At 72.4% G+C, this 22,584-nt stretch carries 25 protein-coding genes; 10 read left to right on the top strand and 15 right to left on the bottom strand.

What is annotated here, in order from left to right; translation table 11 throughout:
* Positions 1–137: 137 nt before the first annotated feature.
* The 4 genes from ACZ5ID_RS18310 to ACZ5ID_RS18295 all read right to left on the bottom strand — a co-directional run bounded on the left by ACZ5ID_RS18310 (position 138) and on the right by ACZ5ID_RS18295 (position 2,198).
* The gene (locus ACZ5ID_RS18310; protein ID WP_406551748.1) at positions 138–512 is read right to left on the bottom strand and encodes a hypothetical protein; all 375 of its coding nucleotides are present in this window, start codon (positions 510–512) and stop codon (positions 138–140) included.
* 74 nt (positions 513–586) lie between these two features.
* A complete protein-coding gene (locus ACZ5ID_RS18305) occupies positions 587–976 on the bottom strand; it encodes a roadblock/LC7 domain-containing protein (RefSeq protein ID WP_468898702.1) in 390 nt (129 codons plus the stop codon).
* Between the two features lie 38 nt (positions 977–1,014).
* Positions 1,015–1,809 (bottom strand): transcriptional regulator, encoded by a 795-nt coding sequence (locus ACZ5ID_RS18300; RefSeq protein WP_468898699.1) that lies wholly within the window; start codon positions 1,807–1,809, stop codon positions 1,015–1,017.
* A complete protein-coding gene (locus ACZ5ID_RS18295) occupies positions 1,806–2,198 on the bottom strand; it encodes a hypothetical protein (RefSeq protein WP_365113749.1) in 393 nt (130 codons plus the stop codon). Before ACZ5ID_RS18295 ends, ACZ5ID_RS18300 begins: the two co-directional genes overlap by 4 nt.
* A 491-nt stretch (positions 2,199–2,689) precedes the next feature.
* Here ACZ5ID_RS18295 and ACZ5ID_RS18290 point away from each other — a divergent pair, with 491 nt between their 5' ends.
* Positions 2,690–3,031, top strand: a complete 342-nt coding sequence (locus ACZ5ID_RS18290) for a hypothetical protein (protein ID WP_468898696.1) — start codon at positions 2,690–2,692, stop codon at positions 3,029–3,031.
* Between the two features lie 368 nt (positions 3,032–3,399).
* Here the strand turns inward: ACZ5ID_RS18290 and ACZ5ID_RS18285 are convergent, their stop codons facing one another.
* The 4 genes from ACZ5ID_RS18285 to ACZ5ID_RS18270 form a co-directional block, all read right to left on the bottom strand.
* Positions 3,400–3,984, bottom strand: coding sequence for a TerD family protein (locus tag ACZ5ID_RS18285; RefSeq protein ID WP_468898694.1), 585 nt, complete (start codon positions 3,982–3,984; stop codon positions 3,400–3,402).
* Between the two features lie 211 nt (positions 3,985–4,195).
* Entirely contained in the window at positions 4,196–4,663 is a 468-nt protein-coding gene (locus ACZ5ID_RS18280; RefSeq protein WP_468898691.1) for a hypothetical protein, read from the bottom strand.
* An 18-nt stretch (positions 4,664–4,681) separates the two neighbouring features.
* Positions 4,682–4,906 carry a hypothetical protein gene (locus ACZ5ID_RS18275; RefSeq protein WP_468898689.1) on the bottom strand — a complete coding sequence of 75 codons (225 nt, stop codon included), beginning with the start codon at positions 4,904–4,906 and terminating at the stop codon, positions 4,682–4,684.
* A 152-nt stretch (positions 4,907–5,058) separates the two neighbouring features.
* Complete coding sequence (locus tag ACZ5ID_RS18270; RefSeq protein WP_468898687.1) at positions 5,059–5,466, bottom strand: DnaJ family domain-containing protein; 408 nt, start codon at positions 5,464–5,466, stop codon at positions 5,059–5,061.
* A 258-nt stretch (positions 5,467–5,724) separates the two neighbouring features.
* Here ACZ5ID_RS18270 and ACZ5ID_RS18265 point away from each other — a divergent pair, with 258 nt between their 5' ends.
* Positions 5,725–6,870 (top strand): winged helix DNA-binding domain-containing protein, encoded by a 1,146-nt coding sequence (locus ACZ5ID_RS18265; protein ID WP_468898685.1) that lies wholly within the window; start codon positions 5,725–5,727, stop codon positions 6,868–6,870.
* A gap of 182 nt (positions 6,871–7,052) precedes the next feature.
* Complete coding sequence (locus ACZ5ID_RS18260) at positions 7,053–7,403, top strand: peptidase inhibitor family I36 protein (RefSeq protein ID WP_406551736.1); 351 nt, start codon at positions 7,053–7,055, stop codon at positions 7,401–7,403.
* 25 nt (positions 7,404–7,428) lie between these two features.
* On the opposite strand, the gene ACZ5ID_RS18255 is transcribed toward ACZ5ID_RS18260, so the two are convergent.
* Positions 7,429–10,254, bottom strand: a complete 2,826-nt coding sequence (locus ACZ5ID_RS18255; protein WP_468898683.1) for a helix-turn-helix transcriptional regulator — start codon at positions 10,252–10,254, stop codon at positions 7,429–7,431.
* Between the two features lie 287 nt (positions 10,255–10,541).
* Between ACZ5ID_RS18255 and ACZ5ID_RS18250 the strand changes: the two genes are divergently transcribed.
* Together ACZ5ID_RS18250 and ACZ5ID_RS18245 are read left to right on the top strand one after the other, a co-directional pair.
* The gene (locus ACZ5ID_RS18250) at positions 10,542–11,189 is read left to right on the top strand and encodes a helix-turn-helix transcriptional regulator (protein WP_468898680.1); all 648 of its coding nucleotides are present in this window, start codon (positions 10,542–10,544) and stop codon (positions 11,187–11,189) included.
* Between the two features lie 158 nt (positions 11,190–11,347).
* Positions 11,348–11,803, top strand: a complete 456-nt coding sequence (locus tag ACZ5ID_RS18245; RefSeq protein ID WP_468898676.1) for an NADase-type glycan-binding domain-containing protein — start codon at positions 11,348–11,350, stop codon at positions 11,801–11,803.
* A 40-nt stretch (positions 11,804–11,843) separates the two neighbouring features.
* Here ACZ5ID_RS18245 and ACZ5ID_RS18240 read toward each other — a convergent pair whose 3' ends face one another.
* On the bottom strand, positions 11,844–12,371 hold the full coding sequence (locus ACZ5ID_RS18240) for a GNAT family N-acetyltransferase (protein WP_468898673.1): 528 nt from the start codon (positions 12,369–12,371) through the stop codon (positions 11,844–11,846).
* A 70-nt stretch (positions 12,372–12,441) separates the two neighbouring features.
* Positions 12,442–13,107, bottom strand: coding sequence for a TetR/AcrR family transcriptional regulator (locus tag ACZ5ID_RS18235; protein WP_468898670.1), 666 nt, complete (start codon positions 13,105–13,107; stop codon positions 12,442–12,444).
* A gap of 119 nt (positions 13,108–13,226) precedes the next feature.
* On the opposite strand from ACZ5ID_RS18235, the gene ACZ5ID_RS18230 reads away from it, so the two are divergent.
* Positions 13,227–13,784, top strand: a complete 558-nt coding sequence (locus ACZ5ID_RS18230; protein WP_468898667.1) for a DUF3237 domain-containing protein — start codon at positions 13,227–13,229, stop codon at positions 13,782–13,784.
* A 7-nt stretch (positions 13,785–13,791) separates the two neighbouring features.
* Here ACZ5ID_RS18230 and ACZ5ID_RS18225 read toward each other — a convergent pair whose 3' ends face one another.
* Positions 13,792–14,484, bottom strand: a complete 693-nt coding sequence (locus ACZ5ID_RS18225; RefSeq protein ID WP_468898665.1) for a TetR/AcrR family transcriptional regulator — start codon at positions 14,482–14,484, stop codon at positions 13,792–13,794.
* Positions 14,485–14,540: 56 nt separating this feature from the next.
* Here ACZ5ID_RS18225 and ACZ5ID_RS18220 point away from each other — a divergent pair, with 56 nt between their 5' ends.
* Complete coding sequence (locus ACZ5ID_RS18220) at positions 14,541–15,980, top strand: MFS transporter (protein WP_468898662.1); 1,440 nt, start codon at positions 14,541–14,543, stop codon at positions 15,978–15,980.
* Here ACZ5ID_RS18220 and ACZ5ID_RS18215 read toward each other — a convergent pair.
* Both ACZ5ID_RS18215 and ACZ5ID_RS18210 read right to left on the bottom strand, forming a co-directional pair.
* On the bottom strand, positions 15,931–17,151 hold the full coding sequence (locus ACZ5ID_RS18215; RefSeq protein ID WP_468898659.1) for a PP2C family protein-serine/threonine phosphatase: 1,221 nt from the start codon (positions 17,149–17,151) through the stop codon (positions 15,931–15,933). The genes ACZ5ID_RS18220 and ACZ5ID_RS18215 overlap by 50 nt on opposite strands.
* A 160-nt stretch (positions 17,152–17,311) precedes the next feature.
* Complete coding sequence (locus ACZ5ID_RS18210; RefSeq protein WP_468898656.1) at positions 17,312–18,100, bottom strand: VOC family protein; 789 nt, start codon at positions 18,098–18,100, stop codon at positions 17,312–17,314.
* A 247-nt stretch (positions 18,101–18,347) separates the two neighbouring features.
* On the opposite strand from ACZ5ID_RS18210, the gene ACZ5ID_RS18205 reads away from it, so the two are divergent.
* The 3 genes from ACZ5ID_RS18205 (at position 18,348) to ACZ5ID_RS18195 (ending at position 21,195) form a co-directional block, all read left to right on the top strand.
* Positions 18,348–19,001 (top strand): CatB-related O-acetyltransferase, encoded by a 654-nt coding sequence (locus tag ACZ5ID_RS18205; RefSeq protein WP_468898653.1) that lies wholly within the window; start codon positions 18,348–18,350, stop codon positions 18,999–19,001.
* Positions 19,002–19,057: 56 nt separating this feature from the next.
* Positions 19,058–19,603 carry a flavoprotein gene (locus ACZ5ID_RS18200; RefSeq protein WP_468898650.1) on the top strand — a complete coding sequence of 182 codons (546 nt, stop codon included), beginning with the start codon at positions 19,058–19,060 and terminating at the stop codon, positions 19,601–19,603.
* Positions 19,604–19,869: 266 nt separating this feature from the next.
* Positions 19,870–21,195 carry a phosphatase PAP2 family protein gene (locus ACZ5ID_RS18195; RefSeq protein ID WP_468898647.1) on the top strand — a complete coding sequence of 442 codons (1,326 nt, stop codon included), beginning with the start codon at positions 19,870–19,872 and terminating at the stop codon, positions 21,193–21,195.
* A gap of 25 nt (positions 21,196–21,220) precedes the next feature.
* Here ACZ5ID_RS18195 and ACZ5ID_RS18190 read toward each other — a convergent pair whose 3' ends face one another.
* Complete coding sequence (locus ACZ5ID_RS18190; protein ID WP_468898645.1) at positions 21,221–22,528, bottom strand: MFS transporter; 1,308 nt, start codon at positions 22,526–22,528, stop codon at positions 21,221–21,223.
* Between the last annotated feature and the right edge of the window lie 56 nt (positions 22,529–22,584).

The following is a 22,584-nucleotide window of genomic DNA, read 5'->3' as shown; positions in this document are numbered from 1 at the left end:
TTTCTTAAAGGAAGTGGGGAAAAAACGGTGGGGGCGTCTTATGGGACGCCGCTCCGGGGTGGGGGGACGGGCGGGGGGTGGGGGGGGTGTGGCCCCCCCCCCCCCCCCCCCCACGCCCTGTCCGTACGGGAGGGTGCTCACACTTCCAGCATGTCCTCGACCCGGCGCAGTTGGTGCCGGGCCATCGCCAGGTTGGCCCGGCTCTTGTCGAGGGCCAGATAGAGGAAGAGACCGGCGTGCCCGCGGCCCTTCAGCAGCCGGATGAGGTGGTACTGCCCGCCGAGGGTGATGAGGATGTCCTCGATCTCGTCCTTGAGACCCAGCAGTTCCATGGTCCGCACCTTCGCGCGGACCACGTCGGTGTTTCCGGCGGCGGCCACCGACAGGTCCAGGTCCTTGCCGCCGCCCAGTGTGCCGAGGGCCATGCCGCTGCTGTAGTCGACGAGTGCCACGCCGATGGTGCCCTCGATGGAGGTCATCGCTTCCTTGAGCGCGGTTTCGGTGTTGCCCATGGGGTTCGCACTTCCCTTCCGGTGGGTGTTCGCTGTGGTGTTCCGGGGCCGGGTGGCCCGGGATCCGGTGCTGGTCATGAGGTCTCCAGCCGTTCGAGTGCGCCGTCGACCAGTTCGCCGATGCGGGCTCCGGCCCGGCGGGCTTCCAGGTGCAGACGGCCGACGTTGGTGCGCGGCTGCGCGAGCAGGGTGAGCACGGCGGCGGAGCCCGCCGCGTAGGTGGCCGCGTAACCGTCCTCGCCCTGGACTAGGAGCTCGCGGAAGGCCCCGCGGCCGGTGGTGTGGATGAGCCGCTGGGCGACGCCGAGGGCGGCGGCGGTGAGCGCGGCGACCGACTCGGCGTCCGCCACGGCCTCCTGGGCGAGCACGAGACCGTCGACGCTGGCGGTCAGGGCGCCGGTGACCTGCGGCAGGCGCGCCCGCAGTCGGCGCAGTTCGGCAAGGATCTCCGCCTCGGCCGTCATCAGCTGTCTCCTTTCGGCGCGTTGGCGCAGCGCGCGGATCACGGCATGGCCTCCAGGGCGTCCCGCAGCCTGCGCAGCAGGGCCTCGTCCGAGGGGCGGGTCGCCTCGGCGGACGCGCGGGCGACCCAGTCGGGCACGGTCTCCCGGGGCGCGGGGGCGAGCGGGGTCTCGATCGCGCCGAGTGCGGCGAGCCTGCGTACGTCCACGAGGGTGTGGAAGGCGGGACGGCCCAGCAGCCGGGCGATGGAGCCGGGGGTGCGTGCCCCGTCCACCGCGGCGAGCAGGGCGCGCTGGCGGACGGTGACCGGCAGCCCCGGGCGGTCCGGTACGGCGACGACGGGCGCGCTGTCCACCTCGGGGTGGGGCCAGATCCGGTCGAGCAGCTCCCTGCGGCGGGTGACCTCCCGGGCCAGGGCCTGGGCGGGGACGGGCCGCACGGAGCCGATCCAGTGCAGGGCCCCGTAGCGGAACCGGGTGGGGCCCTTGCCGGGTGCGAGGGCGAAGAACGCGGCGTCGTGGAGCGCGCCGAGGTGGCACAACTCCAGCTCGCCTCCGCTGACCTGGCCGCTGTCGACGAGGAAGCGCCCGACGGTACCGCGCGCGCCGGCCTGGTCCACGGCCCGCCGCCAGGCCTCGGGGCGCATCCGGCCGCTCGCGGTGAGCAGCACGTCGAGGCCGGGCGCGGCGGGGCTCTCGGCGTGGACCACCTGCCCGTCCACGAGGTACAGGGTGCCGGTGTCCCGCAGCAGTGCCCCGGTGGCCCGTTCGGCCACCAGCCGCACCAGCATGGGCGAGACGGGCACGCGGTCGCAGGTGTCGTCGTTGGGTGTCATCCCAGGACCAGCCGGTGGGCGAGGTCGCGCAGACGCAGCCGGGCCATGGCGAGGTTGCCCTGCTCGCGGTCGAGCCAGAGGTAGAGGAAGAGGCTGCTGTCGAAGGTCGTCTCGACGAATCGCAGCAGGTGGTAGCCGGTGTGCGAGGTGACGAGCACGTCCTCGACCGGCAGCGGCCCGTCCGGTTCCACCTCGTCCGCCACGAAGGCGGGGTGCTCGGCCGCCGTCCGGGCGAACTCCGCCGCCTCGGCGGCCGTCGTCTCATGGTCACCACAGGGCGAGTCACCGATGGTTCCCAGGGCCAGCCCGCTGGTCCAGTCGACCACGGCGGCCCCCCGCACGCCGGGTAACCCCATGGTTTCCAGCAGGCACTCGTCGATACCAAGCACGCGCGACTTCCTCCCCTGGCGCCGCCGTGGACGGGCCGCGCATGGTTCCGGGCGCGGCTTGAGGTGACGAAAGGTTACGCAGCGTGTCACCCACCAGGGGAAGTTCCGGCATTTTCCAGCGGAACATGCGCGGGGTTGGCTAGGGTGCCCGCCGCTTGAGCGGTCACGCCGGAGAAGGACGCGGGCGGCAAGGTCTCGCGGAAGCCGCCGTGTCACCTCGTCATATCCGGGACGTACCGCCGACTTTGCTCCCGGTATACCCGTCGAAGGATCTGTTCCGCCGGACCCCGAGTTGAATTGACGGAAAAGATGAACGGATTAACGCCCGTTCACGTCTTCGTGATCCGGACGGGAATCCTTCTCCGCCATCTTTACGTGGCCGATACTCACCCGTGCAACTGATCCAATTGGCGGTCGCCGGGCGCTCCTGACAGAGTGCGCGGCAGAACGACATTCCCGTAGTCCACGAGAGAGAAGGAGGAGGGTAAGCCATGAAGGCAGCCCGCCTATTGGCTTCTATCGGCATCGCCACCCTGTCCGTGGCCGGTCTCACCCTCGCCGCCGCGGCCCCGGCGAACGCGACACCGCACGTCACCTGCCAGGTGGGAAAAGGTGATTCCTTCACCACGGTCGGAATTCAGTGCAACCGGCAACTTCCCTCCGACAGGGCCACCAAGGTCACCCTGCGGGATCATTCCAGCCTCGAAACCTGGTGGTGCCGGAACGATCCCCCGGTCTACTTCTTCGTCAGCCCGGCCAGCACCCTCGCCCAGCAGCTGAGGATGGAAGAGGGAAACACCTACGTCGGAACGCACTGCACACGGCTGAGCTAGATCTCGCCGAAATCGGTCCCCGGTCCGCCTTCGCGCGTCATTGACCGGTGCGGGCCGAGCCGACGAGTATTCCCGGCGCCGCCCGGGCCGGAGCCGGGCCCTGGCGGACAGTCGCCCCCTCGTGCGCGGAACGCGCCCGCCGCCGCGCACCACTAGTCCCGCACGGGGTCGAGTGGGCGCTCGAAGAACGTCTCCGGCACCACCGTGGCCCGTGCGTCCCGCTGACCCCGTCGATGGCGTCCTGGGCCATGGGGAGGACCCTCTCCACGGGCGGCACGCCCTGCGGCCGTCGCCGATGCCGTACGTCGGTGACAGCCGCAGGGGCGTGCGCCTTCCGCCGGCCCGGTGCCACTCGGGTGCCGGGCGGGCTACTTGCTGATGGCGAAGCGCATCAGGGCGTGCTCGTCGCCCTGCTTTATCTTCCCCGTCACGTTGATGACTTCGAGCTTCCAGCTGCCGCCGACCCGTACGGCCTTGGCGACGGCGCAGCCGTTGTCCTGGGTGAGCAGGCTCGGCCAGATGTCGGCCACCTGCTGGGAGCTGCCACCGGTCGCGTCGTAGACCTTGAAGCTGATGTTGCGGGCCTTCTGGAAGGAACTGCCCTTCTTGAACGCGGCGGCGACGAACACGATCGAGGTGATCTGGTCGGGGACGCGCGCGAACTCGACCGTTACGGTCTCGTCGTCGCCGTCCCCGCGCCCCGTCTGGTTGTCGCCGCTGTGCACCAGCGAGCCGTTGCCCATGGGGTCGAGGGAGTCGAGGCCCGCGAGGCGCACCGGGTCCGTGCCCTGCATGGCGACGGCGATCAGGTCGAGGTCCGTTCCGGACTTGCGGCGGAGCAGGCCGACCACGCCGCCGCTGCTGCCGGCCGTGGGGTCCCAGGAGACCCCGATGGACAGGTGGGTCACCCCGTCCAGGTCCGCCGGGCCGGAGTCCTTCGTCAGTGTGATCATGCGTGGCTCCTCCTCTTCGGTAACGGACTACAACCCGCAAAGTGTGCCTAACGCCCTGGTTGGGGCGTGGAGGTGGGTCCCGGTGAGCGCCATCGGCCCCCCGCCGGGCGGCTCTTTGGCGCGGGACGTCCTCCTGCGGACACGGCTGTGCCGGTCGCGGGGGAGGACCCCGCGACCGGCATCAGTGGTGGTGCGGTGGCGCCACCGGGTGTCACTCGGCCGCGGCGATCCAGCTCCGCAACTGCTCGGTGGTGGTGGAGGGATCCGCGACGAGTACGGCGAGTTCGTCGTCGGGGGAGCCCTGGGTGGTGATGGCGGGGCACCGGTGACAGGCGTCCACTCCCGCCTGGTTCCACCACTTGCAGTGCGGACGGAGATGGCACCGCGGCACGGCCGCGGTGGCGTGGGACGACGGCAGGGTCTGGAGGCGGTCGATCAGGCCGCAGGCGTCGCCGACCCGGTTCGCGCAGCCGGACACGCAGTGCGAGGCGAACCGGAGCACCCGGTTGGGCGCGATGCCCTCGGGGATGGCGGGCAGGACCTGTGCGGCCGGAACCGGCTCGGACAGGTAGACGACTTGGCCGTTCTCTCCCGACCGGACCCCCAGAACGACGGATTCCGGCCGATGGGCCTCGCCGCTGGGGCACCAGGTGACGTGGTCTTCCCCCGGATTGTCCACGGAGCGCACCCGCCCCGCTCAGGAGCCGGCGGTGTCGGCGCCGTCGGGGCTGGTGTTGACGACACCCAGGATGGGCCCGCCGGTGGTCCCGGCGCTCGCCTGCTCGGCGGCGACCGCCTTGTCCAGGTGTGCCGCGAGGTGCTGGGCGTCGATGCGCTGGGCCGCGTTGGCGGTGCCTGCGGCGGCGAGTAGCCCGGTGAGGAGCGCCGCGGTGGCGGCGGCTGCCCGTATGTTGTGGTTCATGTCGTCCCTCCCTGAACGTGTCGTCACGACTGACAGAGGCGACCGTATGCACCAACTCCCGTCCGGGGAAGCCGTTTTGGGGCGTAACTTTTTCGCCACCGCGGGGGAGTCGCGCGGAGGCGGGGAGTCCGGCAGGGGTGCCCGGCGGGCGGTCACCCCTGAGGGCGTGCCTCGCGCCACTCCCGCAGGGCCTCGTTCACGTCGATCGGCTTCCTGCCCAGCGGAGGCCCCGGCGGCGGCTGCCTGAGCATGGAGGTGATCTTGTCGTTGAGCGGCTCCAGAAGCGCCCGCACGGCTCGCTCGGACGGCGCCTTCGCCACCGCGGCCAGTACGTCCTCGATCTCCTTGCGGAGCGCCAGGGCCGGCGGCAGCATCGCGGTGACGCCCTCGCGGGCCATCTTCTGGCGGATCCACCACAGCTCGTCGTACGGCTGCGAGGCATCGGGCAGCGGCTTGCCGAAGCCCGGCAGTGCGGCGAACTCGCCGCGCTCCTGCGCCTCGCGGATCTGCCGGTCCACCCATGACTCCACGCTCATTCCCGGGGGCTTGCGCTCTGTCACCGGACCACTCTCCTCTGTCGCGGGGAGCGGTGCGCCGGCTGCCGGGTGGGCATGGCGGCCGACCGGTGCGCTCCCGCCGGGGAAGGACATCGACACCTCCACCCTAACCGGGACGCGGAGTGAACGGTCGGCCCCGGGCCCGCGTCACGATGGGGCCCGGCGGGAGTGTGTCCGCACGGCGTGAGCGGGTCTTCCCGGTGGCGCGGCGGCACCCGGCGGCGAGGACCCGCCACGGGCGGGATGCGGGAGAATCGCGGCATGGTGATCTCCGCACGCGCCCTCAACCGTGCCACCCTCGCCCGGCAGTTGCTGCTCGGGCGCGAGCCGCTCGACGCCGTGGAGGCGCTGCGCCGGGTGGTCGCCCTCCAGGCGCAGCAGCCCGCGTCGCCCTACATCGCGCTGTGGAACCGGCTGCGGGACTTCGACCCGGCCCGGCTCGACGAGGCCCTGGCCGACCGCCGTATCGTCAAGGCCACGCTCATGCGGCTCACCCTGCACGCGGTCCTCACCGAGGACTACCGGGGCTTTCGCGAGGCGATGGAGCCGACACTGCGTTCCTCGCGGCTCGGCGACGCGCGCTTCCGCGCCGGCGGGCTCACCGCCGAGGATGCCGGCCCGCTGGTCGAGGGCCTGCTCGCCTATGCCGAACGGCCGCGCAGCAGCGCCGAGTTGGGGGACTGGTTCGCCAAGCGTCTCGGCCGTCCGCTGGAGAGCGGGGCCCAGCGGATGCTGCGGCAGTACGCGCCGCTGTGGCACGCGCCGACAGGAGGACCCTGGGCGTTCACCCACCGGCTCTCGTACGTCGCGGCGGCACAGCGGCCCGCCACGGACGAGCCCGAGGCGGCCGACGCCGGACTGCGGACACTGATCCTGCGCTACCTGTCGGGTTTCGGCCCCGCGTCGATGGCCGACATGGCGCAGTTCGCACTGGTGCACAGGCCCCGGGTCAAGGCCGCGGTGCACACACTCGGCGACCGGCTGGAGCAGTTGGAGGGCCCCGACGGCACCGTGCTGTACGACCTCCCGGGCGCGCCCAGGCCCGAGGACAGACCCGCCCCGCCCAGGCTGATGGCGATGTGGGACAGCGTCCTGCTGGCCCACGCCGACCGCAGCCGCGTGATCCCGCCCGAATACCGCAAGCACGTCACCCGGGTGAACGGCGATGTACTGCCCACCCTGCTGGTCGACGGCCGGGTCGCCGGCGTGTGGCGCGCCACCGACGGAGGCATCGAAGCCGGCGCCTTCCACCCGCTGCCCCCGCACGTCTGGCAGGAGCTGGCGGCCGAGGCCCGGTCCCTGCTCGCCCTCCTCGCCGCCCGCGACCCGCGTCCCTACGCCCGCTACGACCACTGGTGGGCCAAGGGCATGCCCGCCGCCGAGACCCGGCTGCTCCCCGGGGACTGACCCGGGGCCCGTCTCCGGCGGACCGGTGGTGTGTTGCCCCGTTTCCCGTTGGCACGGTCGACGGGAAACCCGTCGACCCGGCCGGACCCGACGACGAGGCTGGGGTCCACGGGGGCAATGAGGCCCACCCGTTCACCGGCCCACGGTCCCACCGGGCCCATCGGTTCGTCGAGGAGAGCTTCATGAAGCTGCGTTGGTGGTCATCGACCGCTGTTCTCACCCTGATCGCCGTGCTCATGCCCGCATCGGACGCCCTGGCGGCCCCGGCAGCGCCGGCCTGCCCCGGCGGATCGATCTGCTTCTACACCGGATCGAACTTCAACGGCCGGAGCTGGGAGTGGGTCGCCCGGGACGGGTACCACGACATGCCCGCCAACTTCCACGACAACGTCGGATCGTTCGTGGCGAGCAGCGACGGGTGCTTCATCAACTGGGACCCCAAGGAGACCCGGGTGGTGCGCAACGGCGACTACCGGATCAACTACGGCAGCGACTTCGGCGGCCGTATCGACGGCGTCGGCAACGGCTGCTGAACCGTACGCCGGGCGTGCGTCCCCATCAGGGGGCGCACGCCTCCAGCGTCCCGGGCCGGTCCCGCTCCAGCGCGTCGGCCAGCTCCGTTCTGCGCCGTATCCGCAACTTCCGGTAGGCGCTGGTCAGATGGGTCTCCACGGTACGACGCGCCAGATGGAGCAGATCGGCGATCTCGGTGTTGGTCAGTCCCTCGGCGGCCAGCTCGGCGATGCGGCGCTCACTGCCGGTCAGCGCCCCGGGGCCGGTGTGCACCACCACGGGGCCGCGCGCACCGCTCCGGCGCAGGGCCTGGCCGGCCTGCGAGACCATGTCCACGGCGCCCCGGCCCTCGGCGAGCCCGGCCGCCTCGCGCAGGCAGTCACGGGCGTGCCCGCGTTCGCCGGCCGCGTGGAGCAGGTGGCCCTGTGCCAGCAGGGCCCGCCCCAGTTCCATGCCCGCGTCCGCGGTCGCGTGCCGCAGGGTCGCCACCGCCTCCTCGGCCAGCTCCAGACCCCGCCGCCCCCCGGTCGCGGCGCCCAGCACACGCAGGGCGCGGCCCACCGTGCGCGGGGTGTCCCACACCCGGGCCAGCCGCAGCTCCTCCGCCGCCAGGGCCAGTGCGTCCCGGCCGCCGCCCAGCGCCAGCCGGCACTGCGCCGCCGCCGTACGCCACGGGGTGACGACAGGGCTGAGCACCCCCCGGGCGGACTGGCGGCGCCCGCATTCGAGGAAGTCGTGCAGGGCGCCCGCCGGGTCGCCGGTGGTGGCCCGCAGCGCGCCCCGCGCATAGAGGAAACGGTTCGCCTCGAAGTTCTTCGCCGGTCCGCGCAGATCGAACGCGGCGGCGAACCGACGGGCCTCCTCGAAGCGGCCGGTGTGGACGAGCGCGAGCAGGGCGTTGGCGTCCCGGTTGGAGGGAGTGGGACGGAGCTCCCTGGGACGCTCGACCACGCCGGGGTCGTAGTGGGCGGCGAGCAGATGGACCGCGTCACCCCGGGCGGCGGCGATGTCGGCACGTGTGTTCAACAGCAGATGCCGCATCGGATGCAGCAGCATGGGCTGCTGGGCGGCCAGGCCGTGGTCGACGAGCCGGTCCGCCTCGTCGAGTTCGTCCGCCCACTGGGCCACCGCGGCGGCCGTCCCCAGCAGGAAGGGTTCGGCGAGCGGGTCGGTGGGCCGGGCGAGCAGGTCCCGTATCCGGGCCATCGCCTCCCGGGCGGAGATCGCCGCCGCCGTCGCCGCGTACCGCACGAGCAGGGCCTGTCCGGCGGTGCCGATCAGCTCCGGGGAGTACTGCGCGGCCTCGCACAACCGCCGGTAGATCCGCTGCCGCGCCTCGATGTCCCCGTCGCCCAGCAGCGCGGTGGCGGTCCGTACCGTACGCGCCAGATCCGGGTGGGCGGAGAGCCGCCCCTCGGTGTGGAGCAGCACGTCCAGGGCGGTACGGATCTCGCCGCGGCTCACCAGGGCGGTGCCGAGGGCGACGGCGGTACGTACCCGGTCGCGCGGCTCGGCCGCCAGATGGTGCGCCTCGGCCAGCCGGGCGATGGCCGCGGCGGCGTCCGCCGACGCGTAGTGCAGGGAGCCCAGTTCGGTCAGCAGGCGCTGCCGCAGGGTGTCGGGAAGCGGCTCGTCGAGCGTGCGGCGCAGATAGGCGATGGCGTCGGCGGGACGGGCGTCTTGCACGGCGACGGTCACCGCGTCCCGCAGGACCCGTACCGCCCAGGGCAGATCACCCGCCGGTACCCGCAGCAGATGCCGGGCGACGGCCTCGGCCCGTGCGCCCCCGCGCAGCATCGCCTGCGCCGCGGCGCGGTGCGCCGCCTGCCGGCGCGCCTCGGGCCAGCCGGTGAGCACCGCGTCGCGCAGCAGCGGATGCGCGTAGCGGGGACGGCCGGCGGCGTCGGTGCGCAGCAGACCGAGCCGGGCCGTCGCGGCGAGCCAGCCCGCGATCCTGGCGGGGTCCGCGCCCGTCGCCTCTGCCAGGAGCCGCACCGGATCGCCCACCCCCTCCGGGGCGTCCCCCGAGAGTTCGTCCGGTGGCCACGCCTGCTCCAGCGCCGCCAGGCAGCGGGCCGCGTCGGCCGTCGCGGGGCCGGCGCTCTGCAGCCACCAGGAGACGGCCGCCGGATAGGCACCGGGATACAGGGCGGCGCAGGTCTCGGGCAGCGGCGGTGGGCCGTCGGCCCCGGGAGGATCCGCGCCCAGGTCGTCGAGGAGGGCGTGCAGCAGCAGCGGGCTCCCCGCCGAGGCGCGCACACAGTCCGCCGTCCACCGCGCGCCCGCCGAGGGGAAGGCCTCCCGGACCAGCTCGGCCGCCGCCGTGTCGCCGAGCGGGGCGAGGGTGTGGGCGTGGACGAGCGAGGGGGACAGCGCCCGGGTGAGACCGGCGGGGCCGGGCTCGATGTCGTACTGGCTGCGTTCGGTGGCCACCACCAGGACACCCGACCGGTCGGCGCGCCGGGCCACGTCACGCAGCCAGCGGCAGGAGGCGTCGTCGGCCAGGTGGACGTCGTCCACGGCGAGCAGCAGCGGTCCTTCGGCGGCGTACGAGCGCAGCGTCCGCCACAGCCCGGCCACTCGGACGCGCTCGTCCTCCCCGGGCGCGGCATCGCCGGACTCGCCCACGGCAGCCAGCAGTTGGCACACCGCGGCGAAGGGCACCGCGCTGTCCTCCGACGAGCAGCGCACCCGCAGCACCCGCAGACCGGCTCCCGCCGCGTGCTCGGCGGCGGCCTCCAGCACGGCGGTGCGGCCCGTGCCCGTGGCGCCGCGCACCACCACCAGGCCGCCGTCACCGGCCCGGGCGCGCCCGACCGCCGCCGCGATCAGCCCCTCGGCGCGGTCGCGTTCGCGGAGCGGTCCGCTCATCGGGGCCTCCTGACGTCGGTGCTTCCCCTTCGGTTAGACGGGCGAAGACCGGTGAAGGTGGGGGTGAGATCGATCACTCGGGGCAACGTCCTGCCCAAAAGGCCACGCCCGCAAGGGTCGTAAGGCCCTCCCGTGGTGGTCTCGTGGTGTGCCTCGTGGTGCTCCACGATTGCGCGCGCCGCCGCCCCCGCAGGAGGGTGAGGTCAGTTGACCAGTGCCGGACGACCTCGTACGGCACGCTCGTGAACAGGGGGAGACGGTTGCTGAACTCACCCGGGACCGCCACGGTGTCCGATACCGAGCAGACGCGCGCCGTCCGCCGGCGGGTTCCGGTGGCCGTCACCGCACCGGACCCGATCAGCCGTGAGGGAGCGGTCAGCCAGCTGCGCCGCCATCCCGAGATCGAGCTGCGCGAGGAGACCGGCCCCGGCACGGTCTCCCTCTTCGTCGAGAACACACTCGACGACGCCGTGCTGAGCCGGCTGCGCCGCATCGTGCGCAGCGAGGGCGCGCGGGCCGTGGTCGTCGTCGACACGATCCGGGAGACAGAGCTGCTGGACGTCGTCGGGTGCGGCATCGGCGCCATCGTCTGGCGGCACGAAGCCACCGCCCACCGGCTGGGGCAGGCGGTCCTGGCCGCCGCACGCGGCGACGGAGACCTCCCCGCGGACCTGCTCGGCAGGCTCATCAGCCAGGTGGGCACCCTGCAACGGGGCAGCGAGGGCCGCCCGGGCACCGCCTCGATAGGTCTCGTGCCGCGCGAGGTGGACGTGCTGCGGCTCCTCGCCGAGGGGCTCGACACGGGGGAGATCGCGGGCAAGCTGTCGTACTCCGAACGCACCGTCAAGAACGTCATCCACGCCCTCACCACGCGACTGCATCTGCGCAACCGCGCGCATGCCGTGGCCTACGCCCTGCGCGAGGGCTACATCTGACCGGACGGGCACCCCACGGCCGCCTCGGGTGACCGTACGGGCAGGGCGGGCTGCCCCGCCTCCCGGCCACCGCGGACAGTGCCGACGAACGGGCCCGGTCCCTGCTCGTCCCCGTCGCCGACCCGCGGGCGCCGGGTCCGGCCGCGCCGCCGCCCGTCGTGCCCGTCCTGCCCGGACGCCCCGACGCCGACCGTCCGCAGGTCCGCGCACCCGGCCACCGTGAGGACACCGGCGGGCCGCCGCGCGGCAACCCCTGGTGGGGTCCGGGCGTCTCGCGGTCCGGGCAGGGGCAGTGGATCGAGGTGAGCTTCGCGGAGCCCACCCGGCTGCTGGACTTGGTCATCACACCGGGCGTCTCCGCGCGCGCCGACAAGCTGGGCGATTCGGCGCTGCCGCACCGCCTCAGGGCGACGGTGACCACGAAGGACGGCAGGACCACGACCCGCGACATCACCCTCGACCAGGGCGCGGGCGGCCAGCGCCGCTCCTTCCGGGTCGGCGACGCCGTCCGGGTCCGCCTCACCGTCGAGACGGCCTACGCGACCTCCGGCGACGAGCAGGTCGCCATCGCGGAGGTGGAGTTCTTCGGCCGCTCCAGCTCGAACACCCTCTGACCGGCGGCTCCGGGCGGGGGAGGGGCGTGGTTCCGGAGGTCTACACGGGCCTCTGGAACCAGGCGACGTCCCAGTACCTGCCGAACTTCCGCCCGACCTCCCGGTACACCCCGACGGGCTGGAACCCGAAGCGCAGATGGAGCTGGAGTGACGCCTCGTTCGGCAGGGCCACCCCGGCGAGCACCTGGCGTACGTCCTCGCCTTCCAGCACCTCGAAGAGCGCCGTGTACAGCCGGCTGCCGACGCCACGGCCCACCTGCTCGGGTGCTACGTAGACGCTGGCCTCGACCGAGGTCGAGTACGCCGGTTTCGGGCGGAACGCGCTGCTGGTCGCGTAGCCGAGGACCGTGCCGTCCTCCTCGGCCACCAGGAGCCGGTGCGGGCCGTGGCCGGGGTGGGCGGCCAGCCACGGGCGGCGCTGTTCGACGGTGAACGGCTCGATGTCGAAGGTGATCGGCGTCTCGACGACGTAGTGGTTGTAGATCCGGGTCAGTTCCTCCAGGTCGTCTTCGACGGCTGCCCGGATTCTCGTCGGGGCGGCGGCTGCCCCGTTCACTCCGCTGCTCATCCGCCGACCCTAGTCAGCACACGTTTCACCGTTGTTTCGCACGTCCCGGGGAAGCGGGGAGGGGTTTTCCTCAGCGCGCCGGCGCGAGGAACCCGTCCACCGTGCGGCGGACCCGGGCGACGGCACCGGCCTCGCCCAGGCGCAGTGCGAGGTTGGCGGCATGAAACACCGCATCGATCTGAAAAGCCGTCAGATCAGGGTCCTGTGGGGTGATTTCGCCGGATTCGACGGCGTGCCGCAGCTCGCGCGCGAGGAGCGCCTGCCAGGTGCGGCGGTGCTGTGACAGTACGCCGCGCACACTTCCGGGCCGGTCGTCGAACTCCGGCAGGTTGGCGGCCCAGAAGCAGCCGCCGGTGAAGAGGGGTTCCTCGGCGTAGGCGATCCAGTGTTCCGTGAGCGCGCGCAGCCGGACGGCGCCGGGCGGGGCGCTTTCCGCGGGCCGGACGACCGCCTCGGTGAACGCCTGGCGCGCCGCCTCCGCGACCGCGAGTTGCAGGTTCTCCTTGGTCTTGAAGAGGGTCTGCACACCGCTCTTGCTCAGCCCGAGATCGGCCGCGAGCCGGCCGATGCTGAGGCCTTCGAGCCCCTCCTGCGAGGCCACGTCGACGCCATGGCGCGCGACCTTCTGCCGCGTCCGGGCGCCCCGAAGGAGCCGCTGGTCCACCACCGTCTCCTCTTCGCCCTTCAGTGAAGGCGCGGTCGTGTGTGCAGGCCGACGCCCCGGGTGCTCGCTCATCCACCCCATCCTCCCACTCCCTTGCCTCAAGTATACGACCGGTCGTACGTTTTGTTGCCGCGGTGTTTGTTCCGCGTCGGAGCCGGCTCGCCCGAACCGGCCTTCTCCAGGAGGCAGTTGTGCAGGATCACCGCGTATCCGAGCCGTCGCACGCGTCGGCCGTCGTCGCCAACAGCCGCCGAGTGCCCGCGGATCCACGGGTGAAGGATGTCGGCAACGTCCGCACCGCCCATCTGTTCGACATGGTCGTCGACCTGGACCCGCGTCTGCCCGTCGGTGACGGACCGTTCGGCCGCCGCGTCTTCTTCGGCGCCGCGGGCGGCACCTTCGCGGGCCCCGGGGTGCGCGGCGAGGTACTGCCCGGAGGCGGGGACTGGGCGCTGTTCGGCCCGGACGCGACGATGCGCCTGGACGTGCGTCTGACCCTGCGCACCCACGACGGCGCGCTCCTGTATCTGACCTACGGGGGTCGCTGGGCCATCCCGCCCGATCTGCGCGACGCCATGGCCGACCCCGCCGAGCGGCACCGCGTCCATCCCGCCCGTTACTACTTCCGCACCACCCCCCTCTTCGAGACGGGCGCCGAGGCCTACGCATGGCTCAACGACACGGTCTGCGTCGGGTCGGGCTACCTCGTCGAGGGAGGTGTCGCCTACCGGATCAGCCAGATCCTGTGACGGAACGTCAGGAATCGTGCGCGCCGGCCCGTCGGCGGGCCCCGATGAGCCCGTCCACCAGCGCCCGCAGCCCGTCCGTGTAGGTGTCCTCGGCCGTCAGCTCCGCCCAGTCGCCCGCGACCTGTGCCAGACGGGGGAGCTCGTCCGGGTCGAGTCCGGCGAAGACCCGCTCGCGGTAGGTCGTACGGTCCTCCTCGTCCGCGCGCCGGGCCGCCTTCGCGCGGATGACGATCTCGCCCGCGGTGTAGTACCAGATCGCGCGATAGCCGTGCACGGCCCGCTCGGGGGAGAGTCCGCACGCGACCAGGCCGTCCACGATCTGCTCCACGAACCACAGCGCCGAGGTCGACATCAGGTTGTCCCCGGTCAGGACCTCCACGATCCAGGGGCAGTCGGCGAGCGCGTCGTGGATGGCGGCGGCGGACGCGATGACGCGCTCCCGGGGATCGGCCGAGGGGCCGGGCCGGCGCAGGGTCCGCTCGGCGTAGTCGTCGAGGAGCAGGACGAGCAGTTGCTCCTTGTCGCGTACGTGGTGGTAGAGCGCCATCGGCGTACTGCCGATCTCCGTGGCCAGCCGCCGCATGGTCAGCCGGTCCACCCCCTCCTCGGCCACGATCCGGCGGGCCCGGGCGATGACCTCCTCGCGGGAGATACGGGCGGGTCGGCCGCGCGGCTTGCGCGGTGCGGAGGGCTCAGGCATGCCCTCATCTTCCCCGAGGTGTCGACAACGGCAGTCCCCGGGGCTATTTTTCGTACATGTATAAAAAACTACGGGGGCATCCCGCGGTGGTGCTGGCTGCCGTGGCCGTCGCCCAGTTCGCCTTCGCCCTGGACATGTCGGTCGTCAACGTCGCCCTGCCCGCGATCCGCGGCGCGCTCGGATTCGCGCCCCTCCAACTGTCCTGGGTGGTGCACGCCTACGCCCTCACCTTCGGCGGGTTCCTGCTGCTCGGCGGCCGGGCCGGGGATCTGTACGGACGGCGCCGGCTGTTCGTGCTGGGGCTCGCCGCCTTCGGACTGTTCTCCCTCCTGGGCGGACTGGCCCAGCAGCCCTGGCAACTCGTCGCCGCCCGCGCCGGACAGGGCCTCGGCGCGGCTGCCGCCGCACCGGCCGCACTGGCGATGCTGACCACCACCTTCGACGAGGGCCCGCGACGCGTGCGCGCGCTCGGTGTGTGGAGCGCCGTGAACGCCGCGGGCGGGGCCCTGGGTGTGCTGGCGGGCGGCCTGCTGACGCAGTACGCGGGCTGGCGGTGGGTGATGCTGGTGAACCTGCCCATCGTGGCGGCGGCCCTCGCGTGCGTACCCGCTGTCGTGTCCGTCCAGGCCCCGCTCGCCCGGCGCGCGAGGCCGGACGTACTGGGCGCGCTCCTGGCGACCGGCGGTGTCGGGCTGCTGGCCTACGGGGTCGTCCGCACCGACACCCGCGGATGGGGCGCGGCCACCTGGGCGACCCTGGCCGCCGCGGCCCTGCTGCTGATCGCCTTCACCGTCGTCGAATCCCGGGTCACCGCTCCGCTGCTGCGCCTGGGTCTGCTGCGCAGCCGCTGGGTCAGCGGCGCGAACGTGCTGGTGTTCCTGGGCGCGGCGGGGCAGTTCGCGGCGTTCTACTTCGTGTCCCTCTACCTCCAGCCGGTGCTGGGCATGGGAGCGGCGGCGAGCGGCGCCGCGTTCCTGCCCTTCTCCGCCAGCCTGGTGGCGGGCACGGTCGTGGCGACCCGCGTCACCTCGGCGCGCACTCCGCGTGCCGCCCTCGTGCCCGGCGCGCTGCTGGCCGCCGCGGGACTGGGCTGGTTCGCCCTCATCAGTCCCGACGGCGGTTTCCTCACCGATGTGCTCGGCCCGTCCCTCGTCACCGGCGTCGGCGTCGGACTGGTCATCGCGCCGTCCGTCGCGGCGGCGACCACCGGCGTCCGCGCCCAGGAGGCCGGCGCGGCGGCCGGCCTGATGAACAGCTCCCGCCAACTGGGCGGCTGCATCGGGCTGGCCGCGCTGGCCACGGTCGCCGCCCACCGCACCGGCACGGCCACCGGCCCCGCCGCCCTCAACGACGGCTACGCCCTGGGTCTGTCCCTCACCGCGGGCCTGTTCCTGCTGGCGGCGGCCGTGGCGGTCACCGTGCTCCCGCGCCACCGGCCGGCCGCCGTCACCCCCGGCGCGGCTCGGGCTTCGTCGATGGCGCCCACCATTCGATGAGGAGCATGGTGGCGTCGTCGCGCAGGTCGTTCTCCCCGCTGTCGAGGATGGAGTGGATGAGGCGCCGCAGTGTCTCCGCGGCCAGTTCGCCCGCCGCGGTGGCCAGGATGATGGAGTCGGTGAAGCGCTCCACACCGAACTGCCCGCCCTCGGCGGTGCGCGCCTCCGTGACGCCGTCGGTGTAGAGCAGCACCCGGTCGCCGGGCTCCAGCGTCACCTGGTGGACGGCTCTGGGCTCGGTGCTGAACCGGGCGGGCAGGCCCATCGGCGGCTGAGGGGTGCGTTCGAGGCCGCCGTCGATCACACGCCCGTCCCGGATCAGCAGAGGCGGCGGATGCCCGCAGTTGCACCAGCTGAACACTCCGGTGGCCAGGTCGAGCTGGGTGAGGATGCCGGTGCAGTACTTGTCGGGCAGCCACTGGGCGAGTGCCTGGTCGATGGTGTCGACGAGGTCGAGCAGCCCCGCCTCGGCCCGTCGCGCGTTGCGGCAGCCCGCCAGCGCGACCGAGGTCGTCAGCCCGGAGGCGAGGTCATGGCCCATGGCGTCGAGGATCGCGGCGTGCAGGGTGGACTGGGTGAGCGAGTGGTCGAAGGCGTCACCGCCGATCTCGTACGCCGGCTCGAGTACGGCCGTGGAGACGACATGCGTGTTGCCGATGGTGCGCGGGGGGAGGAAGGCGCGGAGCATCTCGGCGGGCAGTCGCATCCGCTCGGCCCGTGCCTTGCGCGCGAAGCTGTCGCTGTAGGCGCGCTTGGAGGTGATGGCCATCGCCACGACCTGGGTCAGCATCCGGCAGCGCCGCAGCCGTACGGCGTCCACGGAGCGCGTCCGCACCCCCAGCACCCCCAGCCGCTCGGCTCCGTCCACGACGGGCAGCCAGACGCACAGGACGCCGGTCTCCGCGTCCTCCATGCGGAGGGAAACCGTCCGGTAGCACCAGCCGGCGATGGACGTGTTGATGTCCAGCGTCGCCAGCCCCTCGGTGAGCGGGACCAGCCGGCGCTGCTGAAGGTCGGTCAGGTAGATGACGACCTCTCCCAGGCCGTACGTCTCGGCGCACCGGTGCACCAGCGCCGGCAGGTCCATCGGTGGCGCGGCGTGCGCCTGGGCGAGGAACTCCTCCAGCAACCGCTCGCCGCCACCGGGGTTCTCGGCGCCGTCCCGGCCCATGGCCGACCACCTCCTCCTTGAGGCAGTCTCACACCCCCTCCCGTATCCCGCCCGGCACGCCCGCTCCCGTGCGGCCACCCGGCGCAAGCGGACCGGCGCCCGGGGCCGGGCTCCAATCCCGCGGTCCCGCCGGCGTGGTGGCCCGGCCCCGCCCGTGCCGTCAGCCGGCCTCGCCGCGGAAGGGGGTGATGACGGCGAAGGTGCCGCCCTGCGGGTCCTGTACGACCGCCATCCGGCCGGTACTCATGTCGAAGGGAGGCTTGCGGACGGCGCCGCCCGCCCGGACGACGGCCTCGGCCACCCGGTCGGTGCCGTCGACCTCGAAGTACGTCAGCCAGTGCGAGGGCGTGCCCTCGGGGAGCTTGTCGAGCCCCTGCATCCCGGCGACGGTCCGCTCGTCCACCTGGATGGCGAAGTAACCCGGCTCGCCCTCCATCGGGGTCCTGGTGATGCCCAGGACGCGGGAGTAGAAGCGCGACGCGGCGTCGGGGTCGCTGGTGTTCAGTTCGTTCCAGATGAACGCACCGGGTTCGTTGACGATCCGCGCGCCGAAGAAGTCCCGGGCCTGCCACAGTCCGAACGCCGCACCCGTGGGATCGGTGGCTGTCGCCACCCGGCCGAGCGTGCGCACGTCCGTGCCGGGACCGACGACCGAGCCGCCGCTCTCCACGATCGTCTTCACGCTCGCGTCGACGTCGGAGACGGCGAAGTAGGTGGTCCACACACTTCGGGTGGCGGGCCCGCCGTCGGGGGATATCGCGGTCGCGACACCGGCGACGGGTTTCCCCTTCAGGGTGCAGATGGCGTACCCGCCGCTCTCCGGCGTCCCGGCCGCGACCTCCCAGCCGAAGACGTCATGGTAGAAGGCGAGTGCCGCCCGCTGGTCGGGTACCACGAGGTCGACCCAGCAGGGAGTCCCGGGCAGACAAGGGCTGTTGACATCGGACATGGGCGGTCTCCAAGGAGATGGACGGCAGGGACGGGGAGCGGCGACGCCGCTCCGGGCAACCGGTGACCTCTCCAGCCCCAGGACGCCCAAAACCCCGGCCGAGCCACAACACCGGCCCGCCGCTTCCCCGTTGAGCCTCCGATCCGCCTGCCGCGACCGGGAGCGACGTACTAAATCGGTGTCCCGGCGGGTGCGGTGGCACGATCATGGAGCGGACAGTGAGACACCGCCCGGAAGGACCACCGCCATGCCCGTGCCCGCCGATCCCACGGTTCTGCACCCGATGTCCGGGCAGCCGCGCGTGGTGCTGCTCAAGCCCCTGGTGAAGTCCCCGTTGATCGAGGTCGGGGAGTACTCGTACTACGACGACCCGGACGACCCCACCGCGTTCGAAACGCGGAACGTGCTCTACCACTACGGCCCGGAGAAACTGATCATCGGCAGGTTCTGCGCGTTGGGCACGGGCGTGCGGTTCCTCATGAACGGCGCCAACCACCGCATGGACGGCCCCTCGACCTTTCCCTTCCCCACGATGGGCGGCTCCTGGTCCGAGCACTTCGACCTGCTCTCGGACCTGCCGAACCGGGGGGACACGGTCGTCGGCAACGACGTCTGGTTCGGCTACGACACGAAGGTGATGCCCGGCGTGCGGATCGGACACGGCGCGATCATCGCCTCCGGCGCCGTGGTCGCGAGCGACGTACCCGACTACGCCGTCGTGGCAGGCAACCCCGCCCGCCTCGTCCGTACCCGCTACAGCGAACAGGACATCGCCCGGCTGCTGGCCGTGGCCTGGTGGGACTGGCCGGCGGAGCACATCACCGAGCACGTGCGCACCATCATGTCGGGCAGCGTCACCGAACTGGAGGCCGCCGCTCCGCAGGCACCGGGGGTGGGGTGAGGGGCGGAGAAGGCGGCGGTTGCATGTGATCCACTTGCCGGGGTGGGATGGGTGTCATGACGATGCCTCGGACTCTTTATCTGTTCTGCTCGGCGGCGCCCCCGGTCTTCGACGTGGCCGGGGTCGTCGAGGCCGCCCAGGCCGACGGCTGGGACGTCTGCCTCGGGCTCACGCCGTCCGCCGCCCGCTGGCTGGAGGGCAGCCTCGACGGGCTGGCGGTGCTGACCGGGCATCCGGTGCGCTTCGACTACGGGCGGCCCGGCGAGCCCGAGGTGTGGCCGGAGGCCGACGCCGTCCTGTTCGCGCCGGCCACCTTCAACTCGGTCAACGCGTGGGCGCTCGGGCTGACGAACAGTTTTGTCATCGGCGTCGTGGCGGAGGCGATCGGCAGGGGCATTCCGACCGTGGCGATGCCCTGCGTCAACGCCGCTCAGGTGCGGCACCCCGCGTTCGAGCGCTCGGTGGAGACACTGCGCGCGGCGGGAGTGACCGTGCTTCACGGCGAGGAAGCATTCATTCCGAATCAGCCGGAGGAGGGGCCGCCGGAGGGATACCCGTGGCGTGTCGCTCTTACGGCCGCCGCGCGAGTCCTCACTCCGTAAGGCGAAAGGATCACCCTCTCTCCCCGCCCGCGTTTGCCGAGGCCCCCCGGCCGGCCGCCCGGGGGGCCTCGCGCCACCCGTGGCCCGGCAAACCACCCGCCCCGCTCCGATAGCATGATCGAACGGCGGTCGCCCTCAACGCCTGTCCTTAACCGGAGAAACACGCTGTCCGGCACGAGGGGCGACCTATTAACGGAAAATCTCACACATCGGCCGGATAATTGAACTCGATAATACCGCGGGTGCTTTCGCGAATAAACTTCAGAATGGATTTCTCCGCGCTGCGTCGGCCGCGGGGGATTCTGTGGGCTGCCGTAGGCGTGGCGACCCTGGGGTTTTTCGTCGCACTGGAGATCACCGCGCATTATTACGGTATGTCCGGGCCGATCACCGGCCAGGTTCCGGAGCTGGTCGTCGCCCCCAAATCGGGGCCGCTCCTGTACGCCGGCATGGCGCTGATGATGGTGGTGCTCACCTGGCGGCAACGGTTCATCGCCGCCGGGTTCGCGGTCGGTATCGACGCCGTCTTCATGCTGGTGCGCTGGGCCGTCGACGCCAAGATGGCCTTCGGGAACGGTCCGCTGTGGGTGATTCTGGCCTGTGCCGTCATCGCCGTCACCCGCCGCACCGGCAAGGAACGCCTCCTGATGCTCAAGGGCGTCGGGCTGGGGATGCTCCTGGTGGTCGGCCACAAGACGGGCGACACCTGGCTGCTCATCACCTCGAAGACCCGCACGGACGTGCTCGACCAGTACGTGGTGACCGCCGACCACGCGCTGGGCAACCCCTCCTGGGTGGCGGGCCGGATCGTCGAGGCCGGCGGCCCGGTCGGCTCCCACATCCTCCACTTCGTCTACGGGCAGCTGCCGCTCGCGGCGGCCCTCTTTGCGCTGTACCAGTTGCGCAACGTGGCCGCCGAGCGCCGCTTCCCGGGCCATCACCTGGTGCGCACCTTCCTGGTCATCGGCCTGGTCGGACCTGCCGTCTACATGCTCTTCCCCGTGGTCGGACCGGTCTTCACCTACGGCGACGGCGCCTTCGGCACCGGCGGCGAACCCTGGGCGCTGGCCCAGATGTGGCCGCACACGGTGCCCTCCATCGGCGCCCCGCACCCCTTCCCGTACGACGAGGTCACGCCGCGCAACTGCATGCCCAGCCTGCACACCGCGTGGGCCACCACGATCTTCATCCATTCCCGCAACGCCCCGCGGATCGGGCGGATCGCCGGTACGTTCTGGCTGGTCGCCACGCTCAGCGCGACGCTGGGATTCGGATACCACTACGGCGCGGATCTCCTCGCCGGCGTCGTCTTCGCCCTCACGACAGAAGCGGCGATGCGCTCCTTCGACCGGGGCTGGGAACGGTCGGGAATCCAGCTGGTCCTTTACGGGGTGACGGTCTTCGCCGCGCTTCTGCTCTCGTACCGCTTTCTGTCGCTGGAAATGGCCGAATATCCGCTGGTGTTCGGTCCCCTTCTTCTTCTCGCAATGGGCTCAGTGGTCTACGGATACGTACGGACCACCAAGGGGTGGAAAACGGATACCGCGCCTGCGGGGCAGTCGGAATCGGAACCCCAGCCCGAATTGGTCTGAGACCCCCGAATCCGGAGGCCCGGCCCTACGCCGCCGGGCCCCGCTGCCGCTGCGCCTTACGGCGAAGCGCCTCCTCGTCCGTGTCCGCGTCGTAGGTCACCAGCTTCGGCAGGGCGGCCGAGAGCAGGGCCACGGACGCCAGACAGGCCAGGCCCCCGGACCAGAAGGCGGACCGGGTGCCCGTCCACCCCGCCATCCCGCCCGCCCGGACCTGGCCCAGCTGCGGCCCGACGCTGTACGAGAGCACCTCGATGCCCGCCAGCCGTCCGCGCAACCGCTCCGGGATCGTCTGGTTCCAGATCGTGGAGCGCCCCAGACCGCTCAGCATGTCGCCGGCGCCCGCCGCGCCCAGACAGAGCAGCACCAGCCAGATGTCGGAGAACCAGCCGGCCGCCGCGATCGCCAGCCCCCATCCGGCGGCCCCGAAGACCACCAGCAGCCCGTGCCGCCGCACCCGTGCGGTCCAGCCGCTGGTCAGGCTGACCAGCACCGATCCGGCCGACCCGGCGGCGTACATCAGGCCCAGGGCCCACGGCGCGTCCAGCTCGTCCGCGAGGAACGGGAAGATCGTGTTCGGGAACGCGAAGAACATCGCCGCCAGGTCGACGGCGTACGTGCCCAGCAGCACCGGCCGCGACCACGCGTAGCGCGCGCCCTCGGCGATGCCGCGCAGGGACGGCCTGTCCGCGCCGTGGGCGGGCGGCGCGGGGGAGAGCCGCAGGCAGAGCAGCGCCGAGCCGAGGAAGCCCGCCGCCGTCAGGGCGTACGCCGTGCCGTGACCCGCGTACGCCACCACCAGCCCGGCGGCTGCCGGACCCGCGATCATCCCGATCTGCCAGCGCACCGCGTTGAGCGCGGCGGCGGCCGTCTGCTGCTCGTGCGGCACGATGCGCGCCAGCAGCGAGTCCAGCGCGGGCCGCTGGAGCCCGGCCAGGGCCGAGACGCACCCCGCGACCACATAGAGGGGCCACAGCCGGGGCGTGGCCAGGACCGCGTTGCCCAGCAGCAGCACCGCCAGCACCGCGAGTCCTGCCTCGGTCACCAGGATCACCTTGCGGCGGTCCACGGCGTCGGCGAGCGCCCCGCCGTACAGCCCGAACACCACCAGCGGCACCAGCTCGACCAGCCCCATCGCCCCCACCGCCAGCGGCGAGTCGGTGAGCTCCTTGATCTGGAGCGGCAGCGCGACCATGGCCATCGAACTGGCGAAGATCGCGACGATGCCCTGCACCCAGAGCAGCCGGAAGTCGGCGGAGGACCGCCATGGGGAGAGGTCCGGCAGCAGTCCGGCGAGACGTGAGCGGGTGGTGGGGGATGCCGTGGTGGTGGTCACGAGCGACGATGGTGTGGGGCGGCGCCGATCCAGGGCAATCGATTTTTCCAGGGGAG

This window comes from Streptomyces sp. NPDC031670, from assembly GCF_055580545.1.
This window is presented reverse-complemented; position numbering and strand designations above follow the sequence as displayed.

Bases quoted from the DNA above. Each gene is read 5' to 3' on its own strand.
- ACZ5ID_RS18310 (WP_406551748.1), bottom strand. From the start codon at position 512: ATGGGCAACACCGAAACCGCGCTCAAGGAAGCGATGACCTCCATCGAG.
- ACZ5ID_RS18305 (WP_468898702.1), bottom strand. From the start codon at position 976: ATGACGGCCGAGGCGGAGATCCTTGCCGAACTGCGCCGACTGCGGGCG.
- ACZ5ID_RS18300 (WP_468898699.1), bottom strand. From the start codon at position 1,809: ATGACACCCAACGACGACACCTGCGACCGCGTGCCCGTCTCGCCCATG.
- ACZ5ID_RS18290 (WP_468898696.1), top strand. From the start codon at position 2,690: ATGAAGGCAGCCCGCCTATTGGCTTCTATCGGCATCGCCACCCTGTCC.
- ACZ5ID_RS18285 (WP_468898694.1), bottom strand. From the start codon at position 3,984: ATGATCACACTGACGAAGGACTCCGGCCCGGCGGACCTGGACGGGGTG.
- ACZ5ID_RS18275 (WP_468898689.1), bottom strand. From the start codon at position 4,906: ATGAACCACAACATACGGGCAGCCGCCGCCACCGCGGCGCTCCTCACC.
- ACZ5ID_RS18265 (WP_468898685.1), top strand. From the start codon at position 5,725: ATGGTGATCTCCGCACGCGCCCTCAACCGTGCCACCCTCGCCCGGCAG.
- ACZ5ID_RS18260 (WP_406551736.1), top strand. From the start codon at position 7,053: ATGAAGCTGCGTTGGTGGTCATCGACCGCTGTTCTCACCCTGATCGCC.
- ACZ5ID_RS18255 (WP_468898683.1), bottom strand. From the start codon at position 10,254: ATGAGCGGACCGCTCCGCGAACGCGACCGCGCCGAGGGGCTGATCGCG.
- ACZ5ID_RS18240 (WP_468898673.1), bottom strand. From the start codon at position 12,371: ATGAGCAGCGGAGTGAACGGGGCAGCCGCCGCCCCGACGAGAATCCGG.
- ACZ5ID_RS18235 (WP_468898670.1), bottom strand. From the start codon at position 13,107: ATGAGCGAGCACCCGGGGCGTCGGCCTGCACACACGACCGCGCCTTCA.
- ACZ5ID_RS18225 (WP_468898665.1), bottom strand. From the start codon at position 14,484: ATGCCTGAGCCCTCCGCACCGCGCAAGCCGCGCGGCCGACCCGCCCGT.
- ACZ5ID_RS18220 (WP_468898662.1), top strand. From the start codon at position 14,541: ATGTATAAAAAACTACGGGGGCATCCCGCGGTGGTGCTGGCTGCCGTG.
- ACZ5ID_RS18215 (WP_468898659.1), bottom strand. From the start codon at position 17,151: ATGGGCCGGGACGGCGCCGAGAACCCCGGTGGCGGCGAGCGGTTGCTG.
- ACZ5ID_RS18210 (WP_468898656.1), bottom strand. From the start codon at position 18,100: ATGTCCGATGTCAACAGCCCTTGTCTGCCCGGGACTCCCTGCTGGGTC.
- ACZ5ID_RS18205 (WP_468898653.1), top strand. From the start codon at position 18,348: ATGCCCGTGCCCGCCGATCCCACGGTTCTGCACCCGATGTCCGGGCAG.
- ACZ5ID_RS18200 (WP_468898650.1), top strand. From the start codon at position 19,058: ATGACGATGCCTCGGACTCTTTATCTGTTCTGCTCGGCGGCGCCCCCG.
- ACZ5ID_RS18195 (WP_468898647.1), top strand. From the start codon at position 19,870: ATGGATTTCTCCGCGCTGCGTCGGCCGCGGGGGATTCTGTGGGCTGCC.